13 protein-coding genes and 1 pseudogene are annotated in these 18,781 nt (G+C 73.0%); 8 read left to right on the top strand and 6 right to left on the bottom strand.

All coding sequences use genetic code 11. The features are described from left to right. Window positions 1–55: 55 nt before the first annotated feature. Window positions 56–1,204 carry an ROK family protein gene (locus ACGFIM_RS21580; RefSeq protein ID WP_393202841.1) on the bottom strand — a complete coding sequence of 383 codons (1,149 nt, stop codon included), beginning with the start codon at window positions 1,202–1,204 and terminating at the stop codon, window positions 56–58. Continuing rightward, window positions 1,204–1,386, bottom strand: coding sequence for a hypothetical protein (locus tag ACGFIM_RS21585; protein WP_393202843.1), 183 nt, complete (start codon window positions 1,384–1,386; stop codon window positions 1,204–1,206). The genes ACGFIM_RS21580 and ACGFIM_RS21585 overlap by 1 nt, the downstream gene beginning before the upstream one ends. 55 nt (window positions 1,387–1,441) lie before the next feature. On the opposite strand from ACGFIM_RS21585, the gene ACGFIM_RS21590 reads away from it, so the two are divergent. Then, entirely contained in the window at window positions 1,442–2,038 is a 597-nt protein-coding gene (locus tag ACGFIM_RS21590; RefSeq protein WP_393202845.1) for a hypothetical protein, read from the top strand. Window positions 2,039–3,188: 1,150 nt separating this feature from the next. Here the strand turns inward: ACGFIM_RS21590 and ACGFIM_RS21595 are convergent. Beyond that, window positions 3,189–7,493, bottom strand: coding sequence for an NEW3 domain-containing protein (locus tag ACGFIM_RS21595; RefSeq protein WP_393202847.1), 4,305 nt, complete (start codon window positions 7,491–7,493; stop codon window positions 3,189–3,191). A gap of 221 nt (window positions 7,494–7,714) precedes the next feature. Between ACGFIM_RS21595 and ACGFIM_RS21600 the strand changes: the two genes are divergently transcribed. From ACGFIM_RS21600 to ACGFIM_RS21615, 4 genes and pseudogenes are all read left to right on the top strand, one after another. Further along, complete coding sequence (locus ACGFIM_RS21600) at window positions 7,715–8,566, top strand: bifunctional methylenetetrahydrofolate dehydrogenase/methenyltetrahydrofolate cyclohydrolase (RefSeq protein WP_393202849.1); 852 nt, start codon at window positions 7,715–7,717, stop codon at window positions 8,564–8,566. A 314-nt stretch (window positions 8,567–8,880) separates the two neighbouring features. After that, on the top strand, window positions 8,881–9,042 hold the full coding sequence (locus ACGFIM_RS21605) for a hypothetical protein (RefSeq protein ID WP_393202851.1): 162 nt from the start codon (window positions 8,881–8,883) through the stop codon (window positions 9,040–9,042). Beyond that, window positions 9,039–10,634 (top strand): thiamine pyrophosphate-dependent enzyme, encoded by a 1,596-nt coding sequence (locus ACGFIM_RS21610; RefSeq protein ID WP_393202853.1) that lies wholly within the window; start codon window positions 9,039–9,041, stop codon window positions 10,632–10,634. The genes ACGFIM_RS21605 and ACGFIM_RS21610 overlap by 4 nt, the downstream gene beginning before the upstream one ends. Window positions 10,635–10,656: 22 nt before the next feature. After that, window positions 10,657–12,118: pseudogene (locus ACGFIM_RS21615) on the top strand (benzaldehyde dehydrogenase). Between the two features lie 120 nt (window positions 12,119–12,238). Here the strand turns inward: ACGFIM_RS21615 and ACGFIM_RS21620 are convergent. Then, window positions 12,239–13,108, bottom strand: coding sequence for a MurR/RpiR family transcriptional regulator (locus ACGFIM_RS21620; RefSeq protein WP_393202855.1), 870 nt, complete (start codon window positions 13,106–13,108; stop codon window positions 12,239–12,241). Continuing rightward, window positions 13,105–14,535 carry a glycoside hydrolase family 3 protein gene (locus ACGFIM_RS21625; protein ID WP_393202857.1) on the bottom strand — a complete coding sequence of 477 codons (1,431 nt, stop codon included), beginning with the start codon at window positions 14,533–14,535 and terminating at the stop codon, window positions 13,105–13,107. Before ACGFIM_RS21625 ends, ACGFIM_RS21620 begins: the two co-directional genes overlap by 4 nt. An 86-nt stretch (window positions 14,536–14,621) precedes the next feature. Here ACGFIM_RS21625 and ACGFIM_RS21630 point away from each other — a divergent pair, with 86 nt between their 5' ends. Beyond that, window positions 14,622–16,151 (top strand): glycoside hydrolase family 10 protein, encoded by a 1,530-nt coding sequence (locus tag ACGFIM_RS21630; RefSeq protein WP_393202859.1) that lies wholly within the window; start codon window positions 14,622–14,624, stop codon window positions 16,149–16,151. A gap of 382 nt (window positions 16,152–16,533) precedes the next feature. On the opposite strand, the gene ACGFIM_RS21635 is transcribed toward ACGFIM_RS21630, so the two are convergent. After that, window positions 16,534–17,181 (bottom strand): FHA domain-containing protein, encoded by a 648-nt coding sequence (locus ACGFIM_RS21635; protein WP_345396031.1) that lies wholly within the window; start codon window positions 17,179–17,181, stop codon window positions 16,534–16,536. Window positions 17,182–17,362: 181 nt separating this feature from the next. On the opposite strand from ACGFIM_RS21635, the gene ACGFIM_RS21640 reads away from it, so the two are divergent. Both ACGFIM_RS21640 and ACGFIM_RS21645 read left to right on the top strand, forming a co-directional pair. After that, window positions 17,363–18,484 (top strand): citrate/2-methylcitrate synthase, encoded by a 1,122-nt coding sequence (locus tag ACGFIM_RS21640; RefSeq protein ID WP_393202861.1) that lies wholly within the window; start codon window positions 17,363–17,365, stop codon window positions 18,482–18,484. Continuing rightward, window positions 18,481–18,780, top strand: coding sequence for a DUF3017 domain-containing protein (locus ACGFIM_RS21645; RefSeq protein WP_393202863.1), 300 nt, complete (start codon window positions 18,481–18,483; stop codon window positions 18,778–18,780). Before ACGFIM_RS21640 ends, ACGFIM_RS21645 begins: the two co-directional genes overlap by 4 nt. Window position 18,781: the final 1 nt, after the last annotated feature.

Below are 18,781 nucleotides of genomic sequence, written 5' to 3' on the forward strand. Positions count from 1 at the left end.
CACGACCTCCTCAAGGCGACACCACCGAGAGGGGTGCGAACGCCCATCCGCGCGGTCAGGTCGCTGACGCGAGCGCCTGCCAGGCCAGGTTCGCGGCCCCGGCCAGCCCGGCCCGGACCCCCAGCGTGCTCTGTTTCACCTGGACGGCCCGTACGAACGCGAGCCCGGCCACGTCATCGAGCGCCCGTTCCAGCGGATCGAACAGCACGGGGCCCGCAGCCGACACCCCGCCGCCGATCACCACCATCGTGACCTCGGCAGCGGCGGCCGTGGAGGCGATCATCCCGGCCAGCGCCCGCGCCCCCCGCTCGAACGCCTTGATCGCGATCTCGTTCCCGGCGGCGGCGTCCCTGGCCAGCGCCCGAGCATCCGGCCGCTGCCCCTCGCCCTGAGCCTGACCCGTTTCGCCCGGAGCTTGGGTCGCTTCGCCCTGGGCCTGGCTGCCTCCTCCTCCGGGAACAAGCCCTTCGTCTCCAGGAACGCGTCCCTCGTCTCCGGGGACGCCCCGGCTGGTGTCTCCGGGGATGCCGCGGCTGGTGTCTCTGGGGGCGCCCCGGCTGGCGTCTCCAGGGGCGCCGCGGACGGGGGCACCGACAGGGGAGTCGTCGGCGCTGTTCAGGGAGGGGGACCACCCGTTCTCCAGCGCCCAGCGCGTCATGTTCGGCCCGCTGGCGTAGCGCTCCACGCAGCCGCGCCCGCCGCACTCGCAGCGTTCGCCGTACGGGTCGATGCTCATGTGCCCGACATGCCCGGCATTGCCCGTTGGGCCGAGGAGCGGGGCGCCGTCGATGACCAGGCCGCCGCCGATGCCGGTCGAGACCACGATGCCCAGGAGCGACGAACACCCGCGTCCGGCGCCCAGCCAGTGCTCCCCGAGTGCGAAACACTGCGCGTCGCCCGCCAGCAGCGTCGGCAGCCCGGTGAGCTTGTGCACCTCGTCCCGCAGCGGGAACCCACGCCAGCTCGGCATGTTGACCGGGCTCACGGTGCCGGTCGCCAGGTCCAGCGGGCCGGCACAGCCGATGCCGACCGCCTGCGGCTCGGGGCCGCCGGTCGTCACCTCGGCGATGAGGGCGGTGAGGGCGGACATGACCTCCGTACGCGGGGTCGGCCTGGTCGCGGAGCGCAGGATGCCCCCATGCTCGTCCACCAGCGCGGCGGCGAGCTTGGTCCCTCCGATGTCAATGGCAAGTACGCAGTTCATCAGTGCTTGTGGTGGTTGTCGGGCTGGCGGGGGTCGCCAGGATGCTCCAGGCCGGGTACGAGGGTGACCTTCCTGGCCCGCATGTCGTCGAGCCAGCGCGCGAACGCTTTCCGCTTGGCCGCGGCGAGCAGGCCGGCGTCGGGGCCTGTCCGCCGGGAGGCGTGTCGGGTCGGTGTCTGCACGGTTCCTTCCGGTACGTAGGGCTGGGGTGAGGCGCCGGCTGCCGGGGAGGGTGACGTGGCGACGGCTGCCGGAGGCTGTGACGCGGTGGTGGCCGCCTGGGACGACCGCGCGGTGGTGGCTGTCTGGGGCGGCCGCGCGGTGGTGGTCGTCTGGGGCGGCCGCGCGGTGGCGGTCGTCCGGGGCGGCGGTGTGGTGGTGGTCTTGGCCGGTGGCGCCGCCGGGGCAGCCTCGACCAGTGGTGAGGTCGGGGTGGCCTCGGTCGGTGGCGTGGTCGGGGCGGTCCCGGTCGGTGGCGTGGTCGGGGCGGTCCCGGTCGGCGACGTGGCGAGGGCCGCATGGGACGCTGGCGTGGTGGGCGGCGTCCTGAGCGGCGTCGAGGTAGAGGCCGTCTGGGGCGACGGCGCGGCAGAGGTTCTCCGGGTCGATGGTGCGGTCGGGGTCGTCTCGGTCGGCGACGCGTCAGGGGCTGTCTCGGTCGAGGACACGGTCGGGGCCGCCGTCTGGGTCGCCCGCGTGATTGTGATCGGCTGGGAGAGGCGGGTGGATCTGGTCCGCTGGGCGGTGGCTCCGTCCGTCTGCGGCACCGTGGGCATGTTCGTCTGCGGCGCCGTAGGCGTGTCCACCTGGGGCGACGTGGGAGTGTCGGCCTGAGGCGCCGGGGATGTGGGTGTGGGGGCGGCGGTGGCCACGTGCCAGCCGAGGGCGTCGCGGACGGGGCCGACCAGGGTGTCGTACGGGTGGCTCTGCAGGGCTTCGGCGATCGCGCTGGGCAGTGAGTCGAGCGTGATCGGGCCGAGGGGCTCGAGGTCGGACGGCGTGGCCGCCTGCGCTTCCGTGAAGGTGTCGAAGAGACGGTGGCGCACGTAATGCCGGGCCGGCTGTTCGGGAGCCGCTGGACGACGCCACTCCTCGGGAACGGTCACCGTGGCCGTCACGTGCTCGAACACGGCTCGCACCCAGGGGCTGCCGTTGTAGGCGGCGGCGTTGATCGAACCAAGTTCTACTGCGGCCACCCGATCGAGAGTAAAGGCTCCCGTTTCGCCCCTTACGCCCGGGTCTCCCAAGGCGGCACCAGCCGCCGCCGTCACAGGAGCCGAAGCCGCCTGTGAGGAGGAAGGCGAGCCTGACTGTGAGGAGGAAGGCGAGTCCGACTGCGCAGGAAAGGCTGCGCCCGATGGTGAGGGGGAGGCCTCGCTCGGTGGCGCGGGAAGGGCCGTGTCCGATGGTGAGGGGGTGGCCGTGCCCGGTGTTGAGGGTGTGGGGTGAGCCGTGTCCGATGGCGCGGGAAAGCTCGCGCCCAGTGGCGAGGGCAGAGCCGCGCCTGGTGTTGAGGGCGGGGCCGCGCCCTGTGCCGGCGGCCAGGCCGCGCCCTGTGCCGGTGGCGGGGCCGCGCCCTGTGCCGGCGGCGAGGACGGGGCCGGGGTCGGTGCCGGTCGGGAGGCCGGGGTGGGGGCGGACGGGGTGGTTGAGGTCGGCAGACCTGAAGCCGGCAGTGGTGAGGACGGGGAGGGTGGTTGTGGGCCCGGGGTCAGGCCGAGGTCGGCCGCTGTGGACTCGCAGAGGGCCTCGGTGAGGATGACCTGGGTGAGCCAGCGGGCCAGCTGGCGGTCCTCTGAGGTGCCCGGGACGGGAAGGGCGGCCCTGAGGGGGCCGTTCCGCAGAGCGGCGAGGCGGGCGTCGAGGCGCTCCCGGGGAACCGGCTGGCCATCCACCCACCCGATCACCGACGCCGCCGCACCGTCTTCGGGCGGCCTGCCGATCGGCGCGGTTCGGGTGTCCGCGTCCGGGTGGTGCGGCGGGGTCATCGGGTCACCTCCAGGCGTACTGCCGGTGCGTACTGGCAGCGGCCGAACCACATGACCTTGGCCAGCGCCCACGCGTGGCCGGTCGCGTGGTCGTGGGGGACCTCCACCGGGAACGACACCTCGGCGGTCCCCCCGGCCGCCACCGTGAAGCCCTGGATGACCTCGGGGAGCATGGCCCAGGTGCCCCACGGGGAGGCGAGCTGGGCCTCGCCGCGGATCTCGTCGGCGGTGGTGTTGGCGAGCCGCAGCGTGAGCCGGGCCCGGTCGCCCGGCCGCAGCGTGAGGGCGTCCGTGACCGGGGTGACGGACAGGCCCGTGGGACGCGCCGTGTCGGCGGTGGTGCCCTTGGTGGCGACGGACAGCTCGGGCCACTCGCCGGGGACGGGCAGCTCGGGCGCGGGGCCGATGGCCACGGTGGTGACGTCTTCGACGAGCTGCCCGTTCGTACGGGTGCGCGCGGAGACGAAGTGCAGGCCGGGCGCGGGGTCGGCGGGCGGCGTCACCGTGACGGGGAAACGGAGGTGCCCGCCGGGGGCGAGGCGGAACGGGCGGGCCGACGGGGTGGCCGTCCAGCCCTCCGGGACGCGGATCTCGGCGACCCCCTCGTGCGGGGCGTCCGTCAGGTGGGAGGCCAGGACGACCTCCACCTCGAACGGCCCCTCCGGCGACTCCACCAGGCCCGGTGAGACGGCGATGGAGACCGGCAGGTAGCCGAGCGGCGCCGGGCCCTTGTTGTGCAGCCAGTAGCGGCTGTAGACGGGCTGGGCCTGCTCCGTCGTACGGGCGAGCTCGGGCGCCGTGGCCGGGAGCGGGGCGGAGGCGAGGTAGGTGGCGACCTCGAACCCGCCGAGGTCGATGCCCGCCCCCGAGGCGGCGGCCGCTGCCCCGGGCCGCCCTGCGGGTGCGGGGGAGGTGGGGTCTTCGAGGAGGGTGGCGGGGGTGAGGGCGTCGAGCGGGAGGACGGGGGAGGACAGCTCGGCACGCGAGCCCAGGCCGGTGGACTCGATCAGGCGGATGGTCACCGAGGAACGGGCCGGAGAACCCGCCGAGGAGCGGGCGGAGTCGCCCCCGGCCGCCTGCCCGGTCTCGTCCGTGGTCTGGTGCCCCGTCTCGTCCGCGGTCTCGCCGCCGGCCGGTTCGCCGAGCTCGGCCGTGGCCGACAGGCCGTGGGCGTGCGGGTTGCCGGTGGCCTTGAGGGTGCTCAGCAGGACGTCGCGCTCCGGCGAGACGGTGAGCAGGGAGTGGACGGGCGGCAGGGATCCGGGCTGCGGGGCGTCGAGGACGCGGGTGTGGAGCGGGGTGATGTGTTCCTGGGCGGCGGCGGGCAGGCGCAGGGCGCGCCAGTCGCCGGGCCCGGAGACCAGCGAGTAGGAGAACTCATGCGTCCAGTGCTGGAGCTGGAAGGCGGAGCCGTCGGGGGTGGTGCGGCGGGGCGGGTCGAGCCAGATGCCGGACGGCCAGCCGGTGCAGGACCGCATGAGCGACAGGTGGAGGGCGCCGGACGGATCGACGGCGAACCCGGGCAGCCCGTACGCGATCAGCGCCACCGTACGGTCTTCGAGCCGCTCGGCCCCCAGCGGGCACACGGCCTCGATGGTCGCGTCGGCGAGGTCGGCCACGAGGTCGGCGACGGGATCGGTGACGATGAGGGCGGGCAGGGCGCGCAGGTCGCGCAGGTCGGCGCTGGGCTGCCAGGCCTCGGCCAGGGGACGCTCGGCGGGGATCCAGACGCGGGCGGCCCCTTCGCTCAGCGCTTTGGCGTACGCCTCGTCGGACCGGGCGAGCAGCTCGGCGGCCACCGGGTTGATGTCGGGGCCGCCCAGCACGAGGCGTACGTCGGGCAGGTTGGAGTCGACGTCGAGCCAGCCGTAGCGGGTGCCGGCGGCCGACGACGTGGTGGCGGTGACGCCGGCCTTGGCCAGGGCCACCACCAGGTCGCGGGCCTGCGGGGCGTCCTCGAGGGCGGGCACCACGACCTCGGCCACCCCGAGCGCGCGGGCGCCGGCCGCGCCCAGGTCGACCTTCGCGGTGGCGGAGAGCCCGAACCAGGTGTTGGCCGGGTTGTCGAGCGTCCACGGATGTTCGGCGGTGTCGACGTCGGGCAGCGCGAAGCCGCGCCCCACCACGGCGCCCGAGACGTCGGAGACCGGCAGCGCGCCCTCGACGCGGGCCGGGAAGCGCACCCGCAGCAGCCGGTCGGCGCCGGTGTGGTCGATGACGCGGGTGGTGAAGTCGATGCGGTCGGAGCCGGCCGGCAGCGTGACGACCTGCTCGTACGTGATCTCGCCGACCCGCCCTGTGACGATCAGCCGCCGGCCGATCGGGCTGGCCTCGGCACGGACATCGGTGGACGGGGCCTCCGACGAGCCCACGGCGTGGCCGGTCGGGATGAGGTGCCAGGGGCCCTCGCCCATGTCGGGGTGCTGGGGGTATTCGTCGTAGAGGCGCAGCTCGTTGCCCGGGCCGGTGAGCAGCTCCTGGCCGGTGGCGCGGTCGCGGATCGAGGCGAGGGTGCCGCCCTTGGCGGGATCGGCGGTGACCTGCCAGCGGTCGTTCTCGATGGTGACGCCGGGGACGGGCCGCCATGTCTCGGGGGTGCCGGGCACCACGTCGTACGTGCGCCAGCCCACCGACGGCACGTCGCGGGCCAGGAACGTGAGCGTGCCGTTCTCCGCCACGGCGGGAAGCGGGGCGCCCGACGCGTCGGCGGGCACGTGGCCCTCGGGCAGGACGGCCGAGGCCAGGCCGTCACGGGCGAAGGGCAGCGTGTTGGCGACCACCACACCCGGCGCCCCGGCCGCGATCTCGCCGGACAGGGCCGCCAGCGCGTTGTCGCGGGCCTCCACGGCCAGGTCGTACGCCTCGCGCCAGCCGGTCAGCAGGTCGATGTAGACCTGGTCGGACTCGGAGCCGGTGATGGCGTCGTGGTGTGCGCCGTAGGCGAGCTGCCGCCACACCTTGTCGAGCGCGGTGTGCGGGTAGCCGCCCAGCCCCAGGAGGTGGGCGAAGGTGGCCAGCCGCTCGGCGTCGAGCGCCGCCACCTCGGCCGCGCGCTGCGCCTGCTTGGTGTCGATGTAGGAGACGTCTTTGCCGGTGTAGATGGGGTTCATGTCCCGCGTCTGCGGGCTGAACGACGACAGCCCGGCGCGTACGGCGTCGAGGAAGTCGCGCGGGGTGGCGCAGACGAAGCGCGGCCAGACGTAGCGGGCGGCCCACGTGCGGTGGATGTCGGTGACCCACTTGTTGGGCGGGGTGTAGTCGGTGCCGACGGGCAGCAGGATGTTCTTCGTCGCGGCGACCGGCTTGAGCGAGCGGTAGAGGTCGTAGACCGCCTTGCAGGCCTCGTCGAGCGAGGCCGAGGAGTCCATCCACCAGCCCGCGGAGTAGTGGGCCGGCATGTAGTGGGTCAGCACGCCCTGGCCGGACGGCGCGATCCACTCGAACTCGCTGGGGAACTGCATGAGCGCCGCGTCGTTCTTGGCCTCTTTGAAGTTCTTGCTGATCGGGCCCCACTGGTGGAACGGCCCGCGCGCCCACGCGCTCGCCGTCAGCCCGGCCGCCGCGAGGTAGCCGGGGAACTGCGGGTCGTGGCCGAACACGTCGAGCTGCCACGCCGTGCGCGGATCGCCGCCGAGGATGTCGCGCTGGTAGCCGATGCCGTAGACGAGGTTGCGGATCGTGGTCTCGGCGCCGGTGAGGTTGGTGTTGGGCTCGTTGTAGGTGCCGCCGACCAGCTCGACCCTGCCCTCGGCCATGAGCGCGCGCAGGTCGGCCCTGCGCTCGGGATGGGTGTCGAAGAACGGCTTGAGATAGTCGACCTCGGCCAGCACGAAGCGGTAGTCGGGGTCGCGCAGCGCCAGGTCGATGTGGGCCTCGACCAGGGCGAACGCGTTGCCCTCCCAGAGCGGCCTGGTGGTGGCGTCGGCCGACAGCAGCTCCCACGGGCTGGTGTAGGCGGCCTGGGTGTTCCACCACACCGGGTCGTAGTGGAAGTGGGAGACCATGAACATCGTCCATCCCGGCTCCTCCGCCGTGACCTCCACCTCCAGCGACTCGCCGTCGAGGGTGAGCAGGCAGGGCACGGTCGTGCCCGGCGGGACCGACACCGCCAGCGGGACCTCGTGGACCCCCTCGGCGGCCGGGATCGTCACGGGGCCGGCGAGGCGCACGCCGTCGCCGCGCAGCTCCAGCGAGGACTCTCGCTCGCCCGCCGCCACGGTGACGCGCAGGACTTGGTGCGGCTCTTCTGGCGAGCCGACGAACAGGTCGGTGGACTCGGCGGACAAGAGGCGGAACGGCAAGGGGGACCTCCGGGCGAGCGTGTGCTGGCGCCGAAAACACTAAGCCTTCGCCGGAGGGATGACAACGATGTCAGCCGGCGGCTGTGGATAACCCGGATCCGCTGCCTGCTGCCTGTGGATAACCGGCCGCTGATGATCGCAACCGATGCACCGCGTACGGACACCGCGGCGGCAGCGTGGGGCGGTGCGGGAGAGGTCGGACGGCATGACAGGATTGCCGCATGAGCGCTGTGAAACTCGATGGCAAGGCCACCTCCGCAAAGATCAAGGCAGATCTCACCAAGCGGGTGGCCGCGCTCAAGGAACGCGGGATCACGCCCGGCCTGGGCACCGTTCTGGTGGGGGACGACCCCGGCAGCCAGATCTACGTCGCGGGCAAGCACCGCGACTGCGCGGAGGTGGGCATCGCCTCCATCCGCGTCGACCTGCCGGCCACCGCGACCCAGGCCGACGTCGAAGCGGCCATCGACGAGCTCAACGCCTCCCCGGAGTGCACCGGTTACATCGTCCAGCTTCCGCTGCCCGAGCACCTCGACACGATGGCGCTGCTCGAGCGCATCGACCCGGCCAAGGACGCCGACGGTCTGCACCCGGTCAACCTGGGGCGTCTGGTCCACATGGTCGATGCGCCGCTGCCCTGCACCCCGCACGGCATCGTGCTGCTTCTTCGCGAGTACGGCGTACCGCTCAAGGGCGCCGAGGTCACCGTGGTCGGGCGCGGCATCACGGTGGGCCGCTCGCTCGGGCTGCTGCTCACCCGGCGCAGCGAGAACGCCACGGTCACCCTCTGCCACACCGGCACCCGCGACCTCGCCGCGCACGTGCGCCGCGCCGACATCGTCGTGGCGGCGGCCGGCGTGCCCGGGCTGATCACCCGTGACATGGTCAAGCCCGGCGCGGCCGTGCTCGACGTCGGGGTCTCGCGGGTGGACGGCAAGATCGCCGGGGACGTCGCGCCCGACGTCGAAGAGGTCGCCGGCCACCTCACGCCCAACCCGGGCGGCGTCGGGCCGATGACCCGCGCCCTGCTCCTGGCCAACGTCGTCGAAGCCGCCGAACGCCTCAACCCCTGACCTCCGCTGACGCGGCCGTCCGACGCCGGCGTCCCGCTGTTCCCGGGACGCCGGCGTCGCCGTGCTCGCCGGCGCTTCTCCAGGGCCGCGGCACCGGCGGGCGATGCGGAGAGCGTCAGGGGAACGCCTGTCGCGTCGGCTCGGCCGGTCGGCGCAGAACGCCCGGATCACGGCGGGGCCGCGGGCGAGCGACCGCGCGTGGCCGGCCATGGGACGCCCCCTTGACAGCGGCCTGCAAGAGCGTAGCTTCCGCGATACGGGGTTGTTCGGCAAGAGAACGCCTGTGCGCAGAGCGAACACCAAAGGAGCAGCCCGTGCGTCGCGCTCTCGTCCGCACCGCCTTAACCGTCGCGCCCGCCGCGCCGCGCAGGGTGCCGATCGACGGGGCCTGGGCGGCGGTGGGGCCGCCGCCGCGTGTCGGCGAGCCGCGCGGGCACGTCTACCGGCGGATCCAGCGGGCGAGGGGGAAGCGATGACCACCGTCAAGGACGCCGTGTTCGACGTGCTGCGCCGCCACGGGCTGACCACGCTGTTCAGCAACCCGGGCTCGACCGAGGTGCCGCTGCTCACCGGGCTCCCCGACGACCTGCGGTTCGTGCTGGGGCTGCACGAGGGCTCGGTGGTCGGCATGGCGACGGGCTGGGCGATCGGCCGCGACGCGCCCGCGCTCGCCGTCCTGCACACCACCGCGGGGCTGGGCAACGCGGTCGGCGCGATCGCCACCGCGCGTGAGAACCGGGCGCCGCTGGTCGTCCTCGTCGGCCAGCAGGACCGGCGGCACCTCGCGCTTGAGCCGTTCCTCGCCGGGCGGCTCGCGGGGCTGGCCGGCGACTATCCGGTCCGGGTGGATCAGCCCGTACGCCCTCAGGACGTGCCGGGAGCGGTGGCCAGAGCCGCGCACGAGGCGCGCACCCACCGGGGGCCGGCGCTGGTCGTGGTGCCGATGGACGACTGGGACGCGCCGTTCGACGGCGAGATCGTCGCGGCCCCGGCCCGGCTGCTGCGGCCGGCCGCGGTCTCGGACGCCGAGCTGGCCCCGCTGGTGGAGCTGCTGTCCGGGGCGCGCAGGCCGGCGATCGTGGCCGGCGCGGGTGTCCGCGACGGCTGGGACGCGCTCGTCGAGCTGGCCGAGCGGCTGGGCTGCCCGGTGCACCAGGAGTCGTTCGGCGGGCGGGCCGGATTCCCCCAGGATCATCCCCAGTACGCCGGTGTGCTGCCCGCCGACAGGGCCAGGCTGCGCGAGCTGCTCGCGGCCTACGACGTGGTGCTCGCCGTGGGGGCGCCGGTGTTCCGCCAGTACCCGTACGTGCCGGGGCCGCTGGTGCCGGAGGGCACCACCGTCGCGCTGGTCACCGACGACCCCGCAGAGGCCCACCGCAGCCCGGCGGGCCTTGCGGTCCTCGCCGCGCCCGCCGCCGTCTGCGCCCGCCTGGCCGCCCTGCTGCCGCAGCGCCCGCGCCCGCGCCCGGAGCGCGGGACGCAGGAGGAGCCGCGGGAGAGTGTGGCGGAAGGGCCGCTGTGGCCCGCCGACGTGCTGCGCGAGCTGGCCGAGCGGCTGCCCGCCGACGCCGCGCTCATCGAGGAGGCCCCGTCGGCCCGCCCCGACCTGCACCGCCTCGTCCCCGCCAGGACCTCGCTCGGCTTTCTGTCGGCGGCGATGGGCGGGCTCGGGTTCGCGCTGCCCGCCGCGGTGGGGCTGAAGATGGCGCTGCCCGGCCGGCCGGTGGTGGCCGTCGTCGGCGACGGCTCCGCGCTCTACGGCCTGCACGCCCTGTGGAGCGCCGCGCACTACCGCGCCGGCGCGCTGTTCGTGGTGCTCTCCAACGGCAGGTACGCGATCATGGACCGGCTGGCCGAGCGGCACGGCGGCGGCAAGGCGCCGTGGCCCGCGTTCACCGAGATCGACATGGCCGCGCTGGCCGGGTCGCTCGGCTGCCCGGCCGTCAAGATCGGCTCGCACGCTGAGCTGACCGCCGTGCTCGACGACATCATGCCCCTGCTGCCGGACCGCGACAGCCCTGTGCTGCTCGACGTGGCCGTGGCGGTGGACCAGCGGTTCCAGCCCTGAAAGCCCCTGAGGAGGCGCAGTCATGACGTTCCTAGACCCGAAGACGTGGACCGGGATGATCTTCGACGGGAGCTGGACCGCGTCGCGGGCCGGTGAGGCGCCCGTCATCGAGCCCGCGACGGGCAAGGAGCTCGGCCGGGCGGGCACGGCGGGTGCGGACGACGTGGCGGCCGCCGCCGAGACGGCCAGGCGGGCGCAGCGGGCCTGGGCGGAGACGTCGTACGAGGAGCGCGCCGCGCTGCTGCGCCGCGCGGGATGTCTGTTCGAAGAGCACGCCCAGGAGATCCAGGACTGGATCGTCAGGGAGTCGGGCGGGGTGCCGGGCAAGGCCGCGTTCGAGACGCACGTGGCCGCCCAGGAGTGCTACGAGGCGGCGGCGCTGGCCAGCCGGCCGGCCGGCGAGGTGCTGCCCACGGCGCGCAAGCGGCTCAGCTTCGCCCGCAGGGTGCCGGTCGGCGGTGGTCGGGGTGATCGCGCCGTTCAACTTCCCGCTCATCCTCGGCATCAGGTCGGTCGCGCCCGCGCTGGCGCTGGGCAACGCCGTGGTGTTCAAGCCGGACCAGCGCACCGCCGTCTGCGGCGGGTACGCCATCGCCCGCGTCTTCGAGGAGGCGGGGCTGCCACCCGGGCTGCTGCACGTGCTGCCCGGCGGACCCGAGGCCGGGCAGGCGCTGGTCGCCGACCCGAACGTCCCCGTCATCTCCTTCACCGGCTCGACGGCGGCCGGGCGCAAGGTCGGCGAGGCGGCCGCCCGCGCGCTCAAGCGGGTGCACCTGGAGCTGGGCGGCAACTCCGCCTTAGTGATCTTCGATGACGCCGACATGGACGCGGCGGTCTCGGCGGGCGCGTGGGCGTCGTTCTTCCACCAGGGCCAGATCTGCATGACCTCGGGGCGGCACATCGTGCACGAGTCGGTGGCCAGGGAGTACGTCGAGCGCCTGGCCGCCAAGGCCGACGGGCTGCCGGTCGGCGACCCGGCCACCGGGCAGGTCGCGCTCGGCCCGCTCATCGACGCCGGGCAGCGCGACCGGGTGCACCGTCTGGTCACCGAGAGCGTGGCGGCCGGGGCCAGGCTCGCGGCGGGCGGCTCGTACGAGGGGCTGTTCTACCGCCCGACGGTGCTCGCCGAGGTGCCGAGGCAGGCGCTCGCGTACGCCGAGGAGGTGTTCGGCCCGGTCGCGCCGGTCACCACGTTCTCCACCCTGGAGGAGGCGGCGGCGCTGGCGGCCGACTCCGAGTACGGCCTGTCGCTCGGCATCCTCACCAAGGACGTGATGAAGGGTCTCGCGCTGGCCGACCGGGTGCCGACCGGCATCGTGCACATCAACGACCAGACGGTGGACGATGAGGCCGTGGCGCCGTTCGGCGGCGTGGGCGCCTCGGGCACCGGCAGCCGCTTCGGCGGCACGGGCGCGAACCTCGACGCCTTCACCGAGACCCAGTGGGTCACCATGCAGGGGGATATCGCGAAATATCCCTTCTAGGGGGTCAGAGCGGTTGGTGGTGGGCGGTCAGGGCGCGGGGTCAGAGCGGCCGGTGGCGGGCGGTCACGGTGCGGGGTCAGAGCGGCCGGCGGCGGGGTGGCTTGACCGGGCGGTGGGTGATCAGCGGGACTGCCGGTTGCGGTAGCGGTCGGTCGCCTCGCGGGTGACGCGGATGGCGGCCTCAGCCGTCTCGTACCGCCGCTGCGCCAGCCCCACGAAGATGCAGTCCACGATGAGGAGCTGGCTGATCCGGCTGGCCAGCGCGGCCGGGCGGAAGGCCGTCTCGCGGCCCGCCGAGACCAGCGTGTGGTCGGCCAGCTGCGCAAGCGACGAGCGCGGGTTGTCGGTGATGGCCACCACCAACGCGCCCGCCTCCGACGCGGTCCGGGCCGGCACCAGCACGTCGGGCGTCTCGCCGCTGCAGCTCACCGCCACCACGACGTCGCCTTCGCGCAGCAGGGCCGCACTGGTCAGCGCCAGGTGGGCGTCGCTGAAGGGATGGCTGGACAGCCCGATCCGCAGCAGCTTCTGCGACATGTCGGCGGCCACCAGGCCCGATGCGGCGACGCCGTACACGTCGATGCGCCGCGCCTCCGAGATGGCCTTGACGACCTCGCCGAGCCGGTCGGGGTCGAGCTGGGCGGCGGTGTCGGCGAGCGCCTCCGACTCGGCCCGCGCCACCTTGGCGATCACGTCGGTGAGCGGGTCGTCCGGGGCGAGGTCGCCGGGCACCAGGCGCTCCGGCTCCTTGGCGACGGCGGCGGCCAGCGCGAAGCGCATCTGCGAGTAGCCGGCGAAGCCGAGCGCCCGCGCGGTGCGCACGATCGTCGCCTCGCTCGTCCCCGACACGGCGCTGAACTCGGTGATCGTGCTGCGCACGACGAGGCCCGGGTCCTCCACGATGAGGCGGGCGATCGACTGCGCGGCGGGGGTGAGCGAGGGCAGGACGGCGCGTACGGCCGCCACGGGGTTCGCGGGTTCTGCGCTCATCGGACCAGCCATTCTGCCGCGGCCTGCGCCGACACCCGGGAGATGCCGTGCGTGTGCACGTGCGTCCCCGACCCGGCCGGCGCGGGCACGCCGGTGTCCACCACGATCGCGTCCGGCCGCTCCGCCTGGGCTCTGGCGATCGTCTCGCGCACCCAGGGGTGCCTGGCCGCGTCGTGCACCACCAGCACCACCGGTCTGTCGTCGAACGGCGGCAGCTCGCCGCCCTGCTCCAGCCGCAGCCGCGCGGTGCCCGGCAGCAGGGCGGTCAGCGCGGCGGAGACGCCGGTCGGCGTGTCGGCGTCGATGGCCTTGTTGAGCCGGGTGTTGACCTCGACGACCAGCGGGGCGCGCTCCAGCCTGCCGGTGCCGGTCGTGGTGAGCGCGCGGCGGGCGGCGTCCAGGCCGACCTCCTCGTCCACGTCGCCGTGGACCTTGGCGCGCGACTCGGCCTGGCCCGCGTACCAGGCGGACAGCTCGCGCACCCGTGCGGCGGCCTGCGCCAGCCGGTCCTCGGCCAGCCGGCCCTCGCGCACGGCCGCGACGACCGCCTCGACGATCTCGCGCAGGCCGTCCTCATCGGTCAGCCCGACGCAGATCGCGTCCACGCCGGCGTCGAGCGCGTGCACGGCGATCTCGCCCGGCGGGAACATGGCGGCCACCGCCCGCATCTCGATCGCGTCGGTGACCAGCATCCCGTCGAAACCGAGCTCGCCCCTCAGGAGCTCGGTCATCACGGTACGGCTGAGCGTCGCGGGCAGCGACGGATCGAGCGCGGGGACGAGCAGGTGGCCGGACATGATCGAGCGCACCCCGGCCTCGATCGCGGCGCGGAACGGCGGCAGATCGCGCTCTTCGATCAGCTCCCGCGAGGCGTGGACGGTGGGCAGCGCCAGGTGGGAGTCCGTGACCGTGTCGCCGTGCCCGGGGAAGTGCTTGGCGCAGGCGGCCACCCCCGCGCCCTGCACGCCCCGCACGTACGCGGCGGTGTGGCGGGAGACCAGCTCGGCCGTGGGCCCGAACGAGCGAACGCCGATCACCGGGTTGGCCGGGTCGGCGTTCACATCGGCGGAGGGCGCGTAGTCGAGCGTGATGTCCAGGCCGGCGAGCATCCTGCCGATCTGGCGGCCCACCCGCTCGGTCAGATGCACGTCGTCCGCCACGCCGAGCGCCCGGTTGCCGGGGAAGGAACTGCCGTCCTCCACCTCCAGCCGGGTAACGGTGCCGCCCTCTTCGTCGATGGCGATGACGACGTCCGGGTTCTCGGCCCGGAGCTCGCGTATCAGGCCGGCGCCGATGGCGTTGCGGGCGAACAGCACCACGCCGCCCAGACCCTCGCCCAGCGCGCGGCGCAGCCAGTCGGGAGCAGAGGTCCCCTCGAACCCCGGATGCAGCACCGTCCTCGCCAGTCTGTACAGGTCACCGCTCATCGGCATTTTCCTTCATGGTTGTTGATCTGAAGGTAATTTTCTGTCATCGTCGCCTTCGATACAACCACTTCCGAGAGGCACCCCCCATGCCCAGCAGAAGGACTCTCCTGAAGGGTCTCGCCCTCGCCGCCGCCGCATCGGCCGTTCCCCTCCCGGCCTTCGCACAGCCCGGGTACGTGCCCCCGCTGCGCCAGATGCGCGGCATGTGGATCGCGTCGGTGGTCAACATCAACTGGCCGTCGCAGCCCGGTCTCAGCGCCGAACAGCAGAAGGCGGAATACCTCGCCTGGCTGGACGTGGCCGTGCAGCGCAAGCTCAACTCGGTCTTCGTGCAGATCAGGCCCACCGCCGACGCGTTCTGGCCGTCACCGTACGAGCCGTGGTCGCAGTACCTCACCGGCGAGCAGGGCAAGGACCCCGGTTACGACCCGCTGAAGTTCGCCGTCGAGGAGACGCACAAGCGCGGCCTGGCCTTCCACGCGTGGTTCAACCCGTACCGGGTCTCGATGCAGGCCGACCCCGCCCAGCTGCACCCCGACCACCCCGGGCGCAAGCACCCGGACTGGATCGTGCCCTACGGCGGCAAGCTCTACTACAACCCCGGCATCCCCGAGGTCAGGAAGTTCTGCCAGGACGCGATGATGGACGCGGTGCTCCGCTACGACATCGACGGCCTGCACTTCGACGACTACTTCTACCCGACCAGCAGCACCGACTTCGACGACGCCGAGGAGTTCGCCGAGTACGGGGCCGGCTTCCCCGACCTCGCCGCCTGGCGGCGCAACAACGTGGACCTCATGGTCCAGGAGATGCAGCAGCGCGTGCTGGAGGCCAAGCCGGAGATCGCCTGGGGCATCAGCCCGTCGGGCATCTGGCGCAACAAGGCCGGCGACCCGCTCGGCTCCGACACCAGCGGCGGCCAGTCGTACGACGACCTGCACGCCGACACCCGCGGCTGGGTCAAGAAGGGCTGGCTCGACTACATCGCGCCGCAGCTCTACTGGTACATCGGGCAGCCGCCGGCCGACTACTCCAAGCTCGTGCCGTGGTGGGCCGACGTGGCCTCGGGCACCAAGACGCTGCTGTGGATCGGGCAGGCGGCGTACAAGGCGGGCGACCCCGCTCAGGCGGCCGAGTGGCAGCAGCCGGACGAGCTGTCCAGGCACCTGACGCTCAACCGCGACCACCCTGAGATCAGCGGCGACATCTGGTACAACGCCAACGATGTCAAGGTGGACAGGATCGGCTCCATCTCGACGGCGGTCGCCGACCACTACCAGCGGCCCGCGCTCGCGCCCGTGCTGCCCAGGCTCGCGCGCGGCAAGGCGCCGTCGCGGCCGGTGGTGGCGTACGCGCTGCGCCGAAACGGTGGGGTCGAGGTGCGGATGGTCGCGACCGGCAGGGAGGAGCCCTTCCTGTACGCCGTCTTCCGCTTCGACCGGCCCGCGGGCCCCGGCGCCTTCGACGACGCTCGCAACCTGGTCGCGATCGTGCCGGGCGACCGGCAGGTCCGCTGGACCGACCCCGACGGCGAGCGCGGTCACCACTACTACGCGCTCGCGGTGGACCGGGCCAACCGCACCAGCGAGCCGAGCAACGGCTTCAAGGTGATCTGAGGGCCTTGTTCCAGGGCGCGCTGAGCCGTCTCAGGGCGCCCTGACCTGTTCCACGGCGCCGGGCCGGAATCGCGGCGCGAGTGGCCTGTTCCACGGCGCGCCGTGCCGTTATCAGGGCGCGGCCGACCCATTTCACTGGCGCGCCGAGCCGTTATCAGGGCGCGCTGAACGCGCACGTGTCGCCGTCCCGGCCGGCGACCGGCCGTGGCCGCGCCCCCTGCCCGCAGGCGTACGCCGATGCCGGGCCCGTGCCCCCATGCCCCCGAGAACACCTCAGGGCATGTAAGGGGGCACGGTGTCGGATGTTCAGGTTCCGACGCTGCCGGAACCCCTCGCCGTGGCCCCGGTCGCGAAGGAAGGTCGCGATCCTGAGACTCCGAGACTACGAAGCCCTGCGCCCGGCGGCCGAAGCCTGCTCGGGGGCGGCTCCCGACGACCTCTGCGGTGGCACCACGGGGGTCGGGCGGACCAGGCCGAGCGCCACGACCTCGTTGGCGAGGCGCGTGCGCCGGTTGGTGCCCTCGGGAATCCTGAACTTCTGGTAGAGCCGCAGCAGATGCTGCTTGACCGCGGCCTCGGTCACGACCAGGTCGTCGGCGATCTCGCGCGCCGTCGCCGGAGCGACGAACGCCTCGTCGGACAGCGCCGGCCTGCAGAGCGAGGTCAGCACGTCGACCTCGCGCCTGGTCAGCTCGGGCGCCGCCGCCCTGCGCAGCTCGACCTCCGGGGTGAAGTCCTCACGGGGGACTCCACCGATCCGGCCGCGCGCCGCGCCGAAGGACACGACGTCGCCGTCGTCGAGGACCCTCCGGGCGATCGGCCTGCCGTTCACCCGCGTGCCGTTCCTGGACAGCCCCAGGTCGACGACATACAGGTACGGTCCTCGTCTGACGAACTCGGCATGGAGTCGAGACACGCTGGGGTCGGTGAGCCGGATATCGACACCCCGGCCCCTTCCGACCGTCGTGATCTCGGGGCGCAACGGGACCACCTCGCCAGTGTCCTCGATGCGTATGAACGGCCCCTCCACGGCAGTTCCTCCCCAGGTAGCCCGCCGTAACTATTACTACAGCTCCGGCTTACCCAACCGAGGGGATGCGGAATCGCCTTTGCCGTAAGGAGAATCCGTCGTGAAATTGGTCTGGACCTTTACGGCCGGTTTTGCCTGCTCACGGGTAGACTTCGGGCGGAGATAAGCGGAGGAAACACTCATGGCGGACAAGCCCACGAAAGGTCTGGCCGATGTCGTCGCCGCGTCCACCGCGCTGAGCGACATCGACGGAAAGGCCGGTCGCCTCTTCTACCGTGGATACGACATCCATGATCTGGCCGGCCGCGCGACGTTCGAGGAGACCGCACACCTGCTGCAACGTGGCAAGCTGCCCACCCGCTCAGAGCTCGACGCCTACGGCGACGAGCTGGCGCGGGGCCGCGAGCTGGGCGCCCTGGTGTCCGCGAACATCGCCGAAATCGCCGAGAAACAGAAACCGATGGAGGCGCTGCGCTCCCTCGTCTCCCTCGCCGGCGCCGACGACCCCGACAAGGACTCCGTCGAACCCGAGGCCAACTTGCGCAAGGCCGCCCGCCTGGTGGCGCAGCAGCCGCTGCTCGTGGCCCGCTACCACGCCGCGCGCACCGGCGCCGAGGTCCCCGACCCCGACCCGTCGCTGAGCATCGCCGCGAACTTCCTGCGCCAGGTCACCGGCCGCACCCCCGACCCGCGTGAGGTCGAGATCTTCGACGAGTGCCTGGTGCTGCACGCCGACCACACCATGAACGCCTCCACGTTCGCCGCCCGGGTCTGCGCCGCGACGCTGTCGGACATGCACTCCGCCATCGTCGCCGCCATCGGCACCCTCAAGGGCCCGCTGCACGGCGGGGCGAACGAGCAGGTCATGAAGACGCTGGAGTCGATCTCGCCGGGCGGCGTGGCCCAGGCCGTACGCGACAGGCTCGCCCGCGGCGAGAAGATCATGGGCTTCGGCCACCGCGTCTACAAGACCGAGGACCCCCGCGCCACGCACCTGCGCCGCATGTCCGCCGAGCTCGCCGAGGCCAGCGGAGACGACACCTACTACCGGATGTCGAAGGAGATGGAGGAGGTCGTCTTCGAGGCAAAGGGGCTCTATCCGAACGTCGATTTCTACGCCGCCTCCGTCTACCACTACCTTGGCATTCCGACAGACCTGTTCACGCCGGTCTTCTCCGTCAGCCGCATGGCCGGCTGGACGGCTCACGTGATCGAGCAGCACGCCGACAACCGGCTGATCCGCCCCGACAGTGAGTACATCGGTGAGACCGACCAGAAGTGGAAGCCGATAGAAGAGCGTTGAGCAACGGGACCGAACACGAGACCTGGGGGCCGTACCCGCTGATCCTGGTGGGTGCGGTCGCCGGTGTGCTCACCATGTTCATGGCCGACCCGCGCTGGGGCGGGTTCGTGCTGGGGGCCGTCATCATGATCGCCGGCGCTCTGCGCTTCGCCGGATACGGCGGTCAGCTCGCGATCAGAAGCAAGAAGGTCGACGTCGTCACGCTGTCCGTCTCCGGATTCGTACTCGTTCTGACCTCGCTCTTGCTCGGCAACAACGAGCTGAAAGCGATCATCCTGTCCCTTTTCGCCCCGTGAC

Origin of the sequence: Nonomuraea sp. NPDC049309 (assembly GCF_043196965.1) — a bacterium.
In the GTDB taxonomy this organism is placed as follows: Bacteria; Actinomycetota; Actinomycetes; order Streptosporangiales; family Streptosporangiaceae; genus Nonomuraea; species Nonomuraea fastidiosa.

Excerpts from the sequence above, each read along its gene's own strand:
- ACGFIM_RS21580 (WP_393202841.1), bottom strand. The coding sequence starts at position 1,204 with ATGAACTGCGTACTTGCCATTGACATCGGAGGGACCAAGCTCGCCGCC.
- ACGFIM_RS21630 (WP_393202859.1), top strand. The coding sequence starts at position 14,622 with ATGCCCAGCAGAAGGACTCTCCTGAAGGGTCTCGCCCTCGCCGCCGCC.
- ACGFIM_RS21600 (WP_393202849.1), top strand. The coding sequence starts at position 7,715 with ATGAGCGCTGTGAAACTCGATGGCAAGGCCACCTCCGCAAAGATCAAG.
- ACGFIM_RS21625 (WP_393202857.1), bottom strand. The coding sequence starts at position 14,535 with ATGAGCGGTGACCTGTACAGACTGGCGAGGACGGTGCTGCATCCGGGG.
- ACGFIM_RS21640 (WP_393202861.1), top strand. The coding sequence starts at position 17,363 with ATGGCGGACAAGCCCACGAAAGGTCTGGCCGATGTCGTCGCCGCGTCC.
- ACGFIM_RS21610 (WP_393202853.1), top strand. The coding sequence starts at position 9,039 with ATGACCACCGTCAAGGACGCCGTGTTCGACGTGCTGCGCCGCCACGGG.
- ACGFIM_RS21620 (WP_393202855.1), bottom strand. The coding sequence starts at position 13,108 with ATGAGCGCAGAACCCGCGAACCCCGTGGCGGCCGTACGCGCCGTCCTG.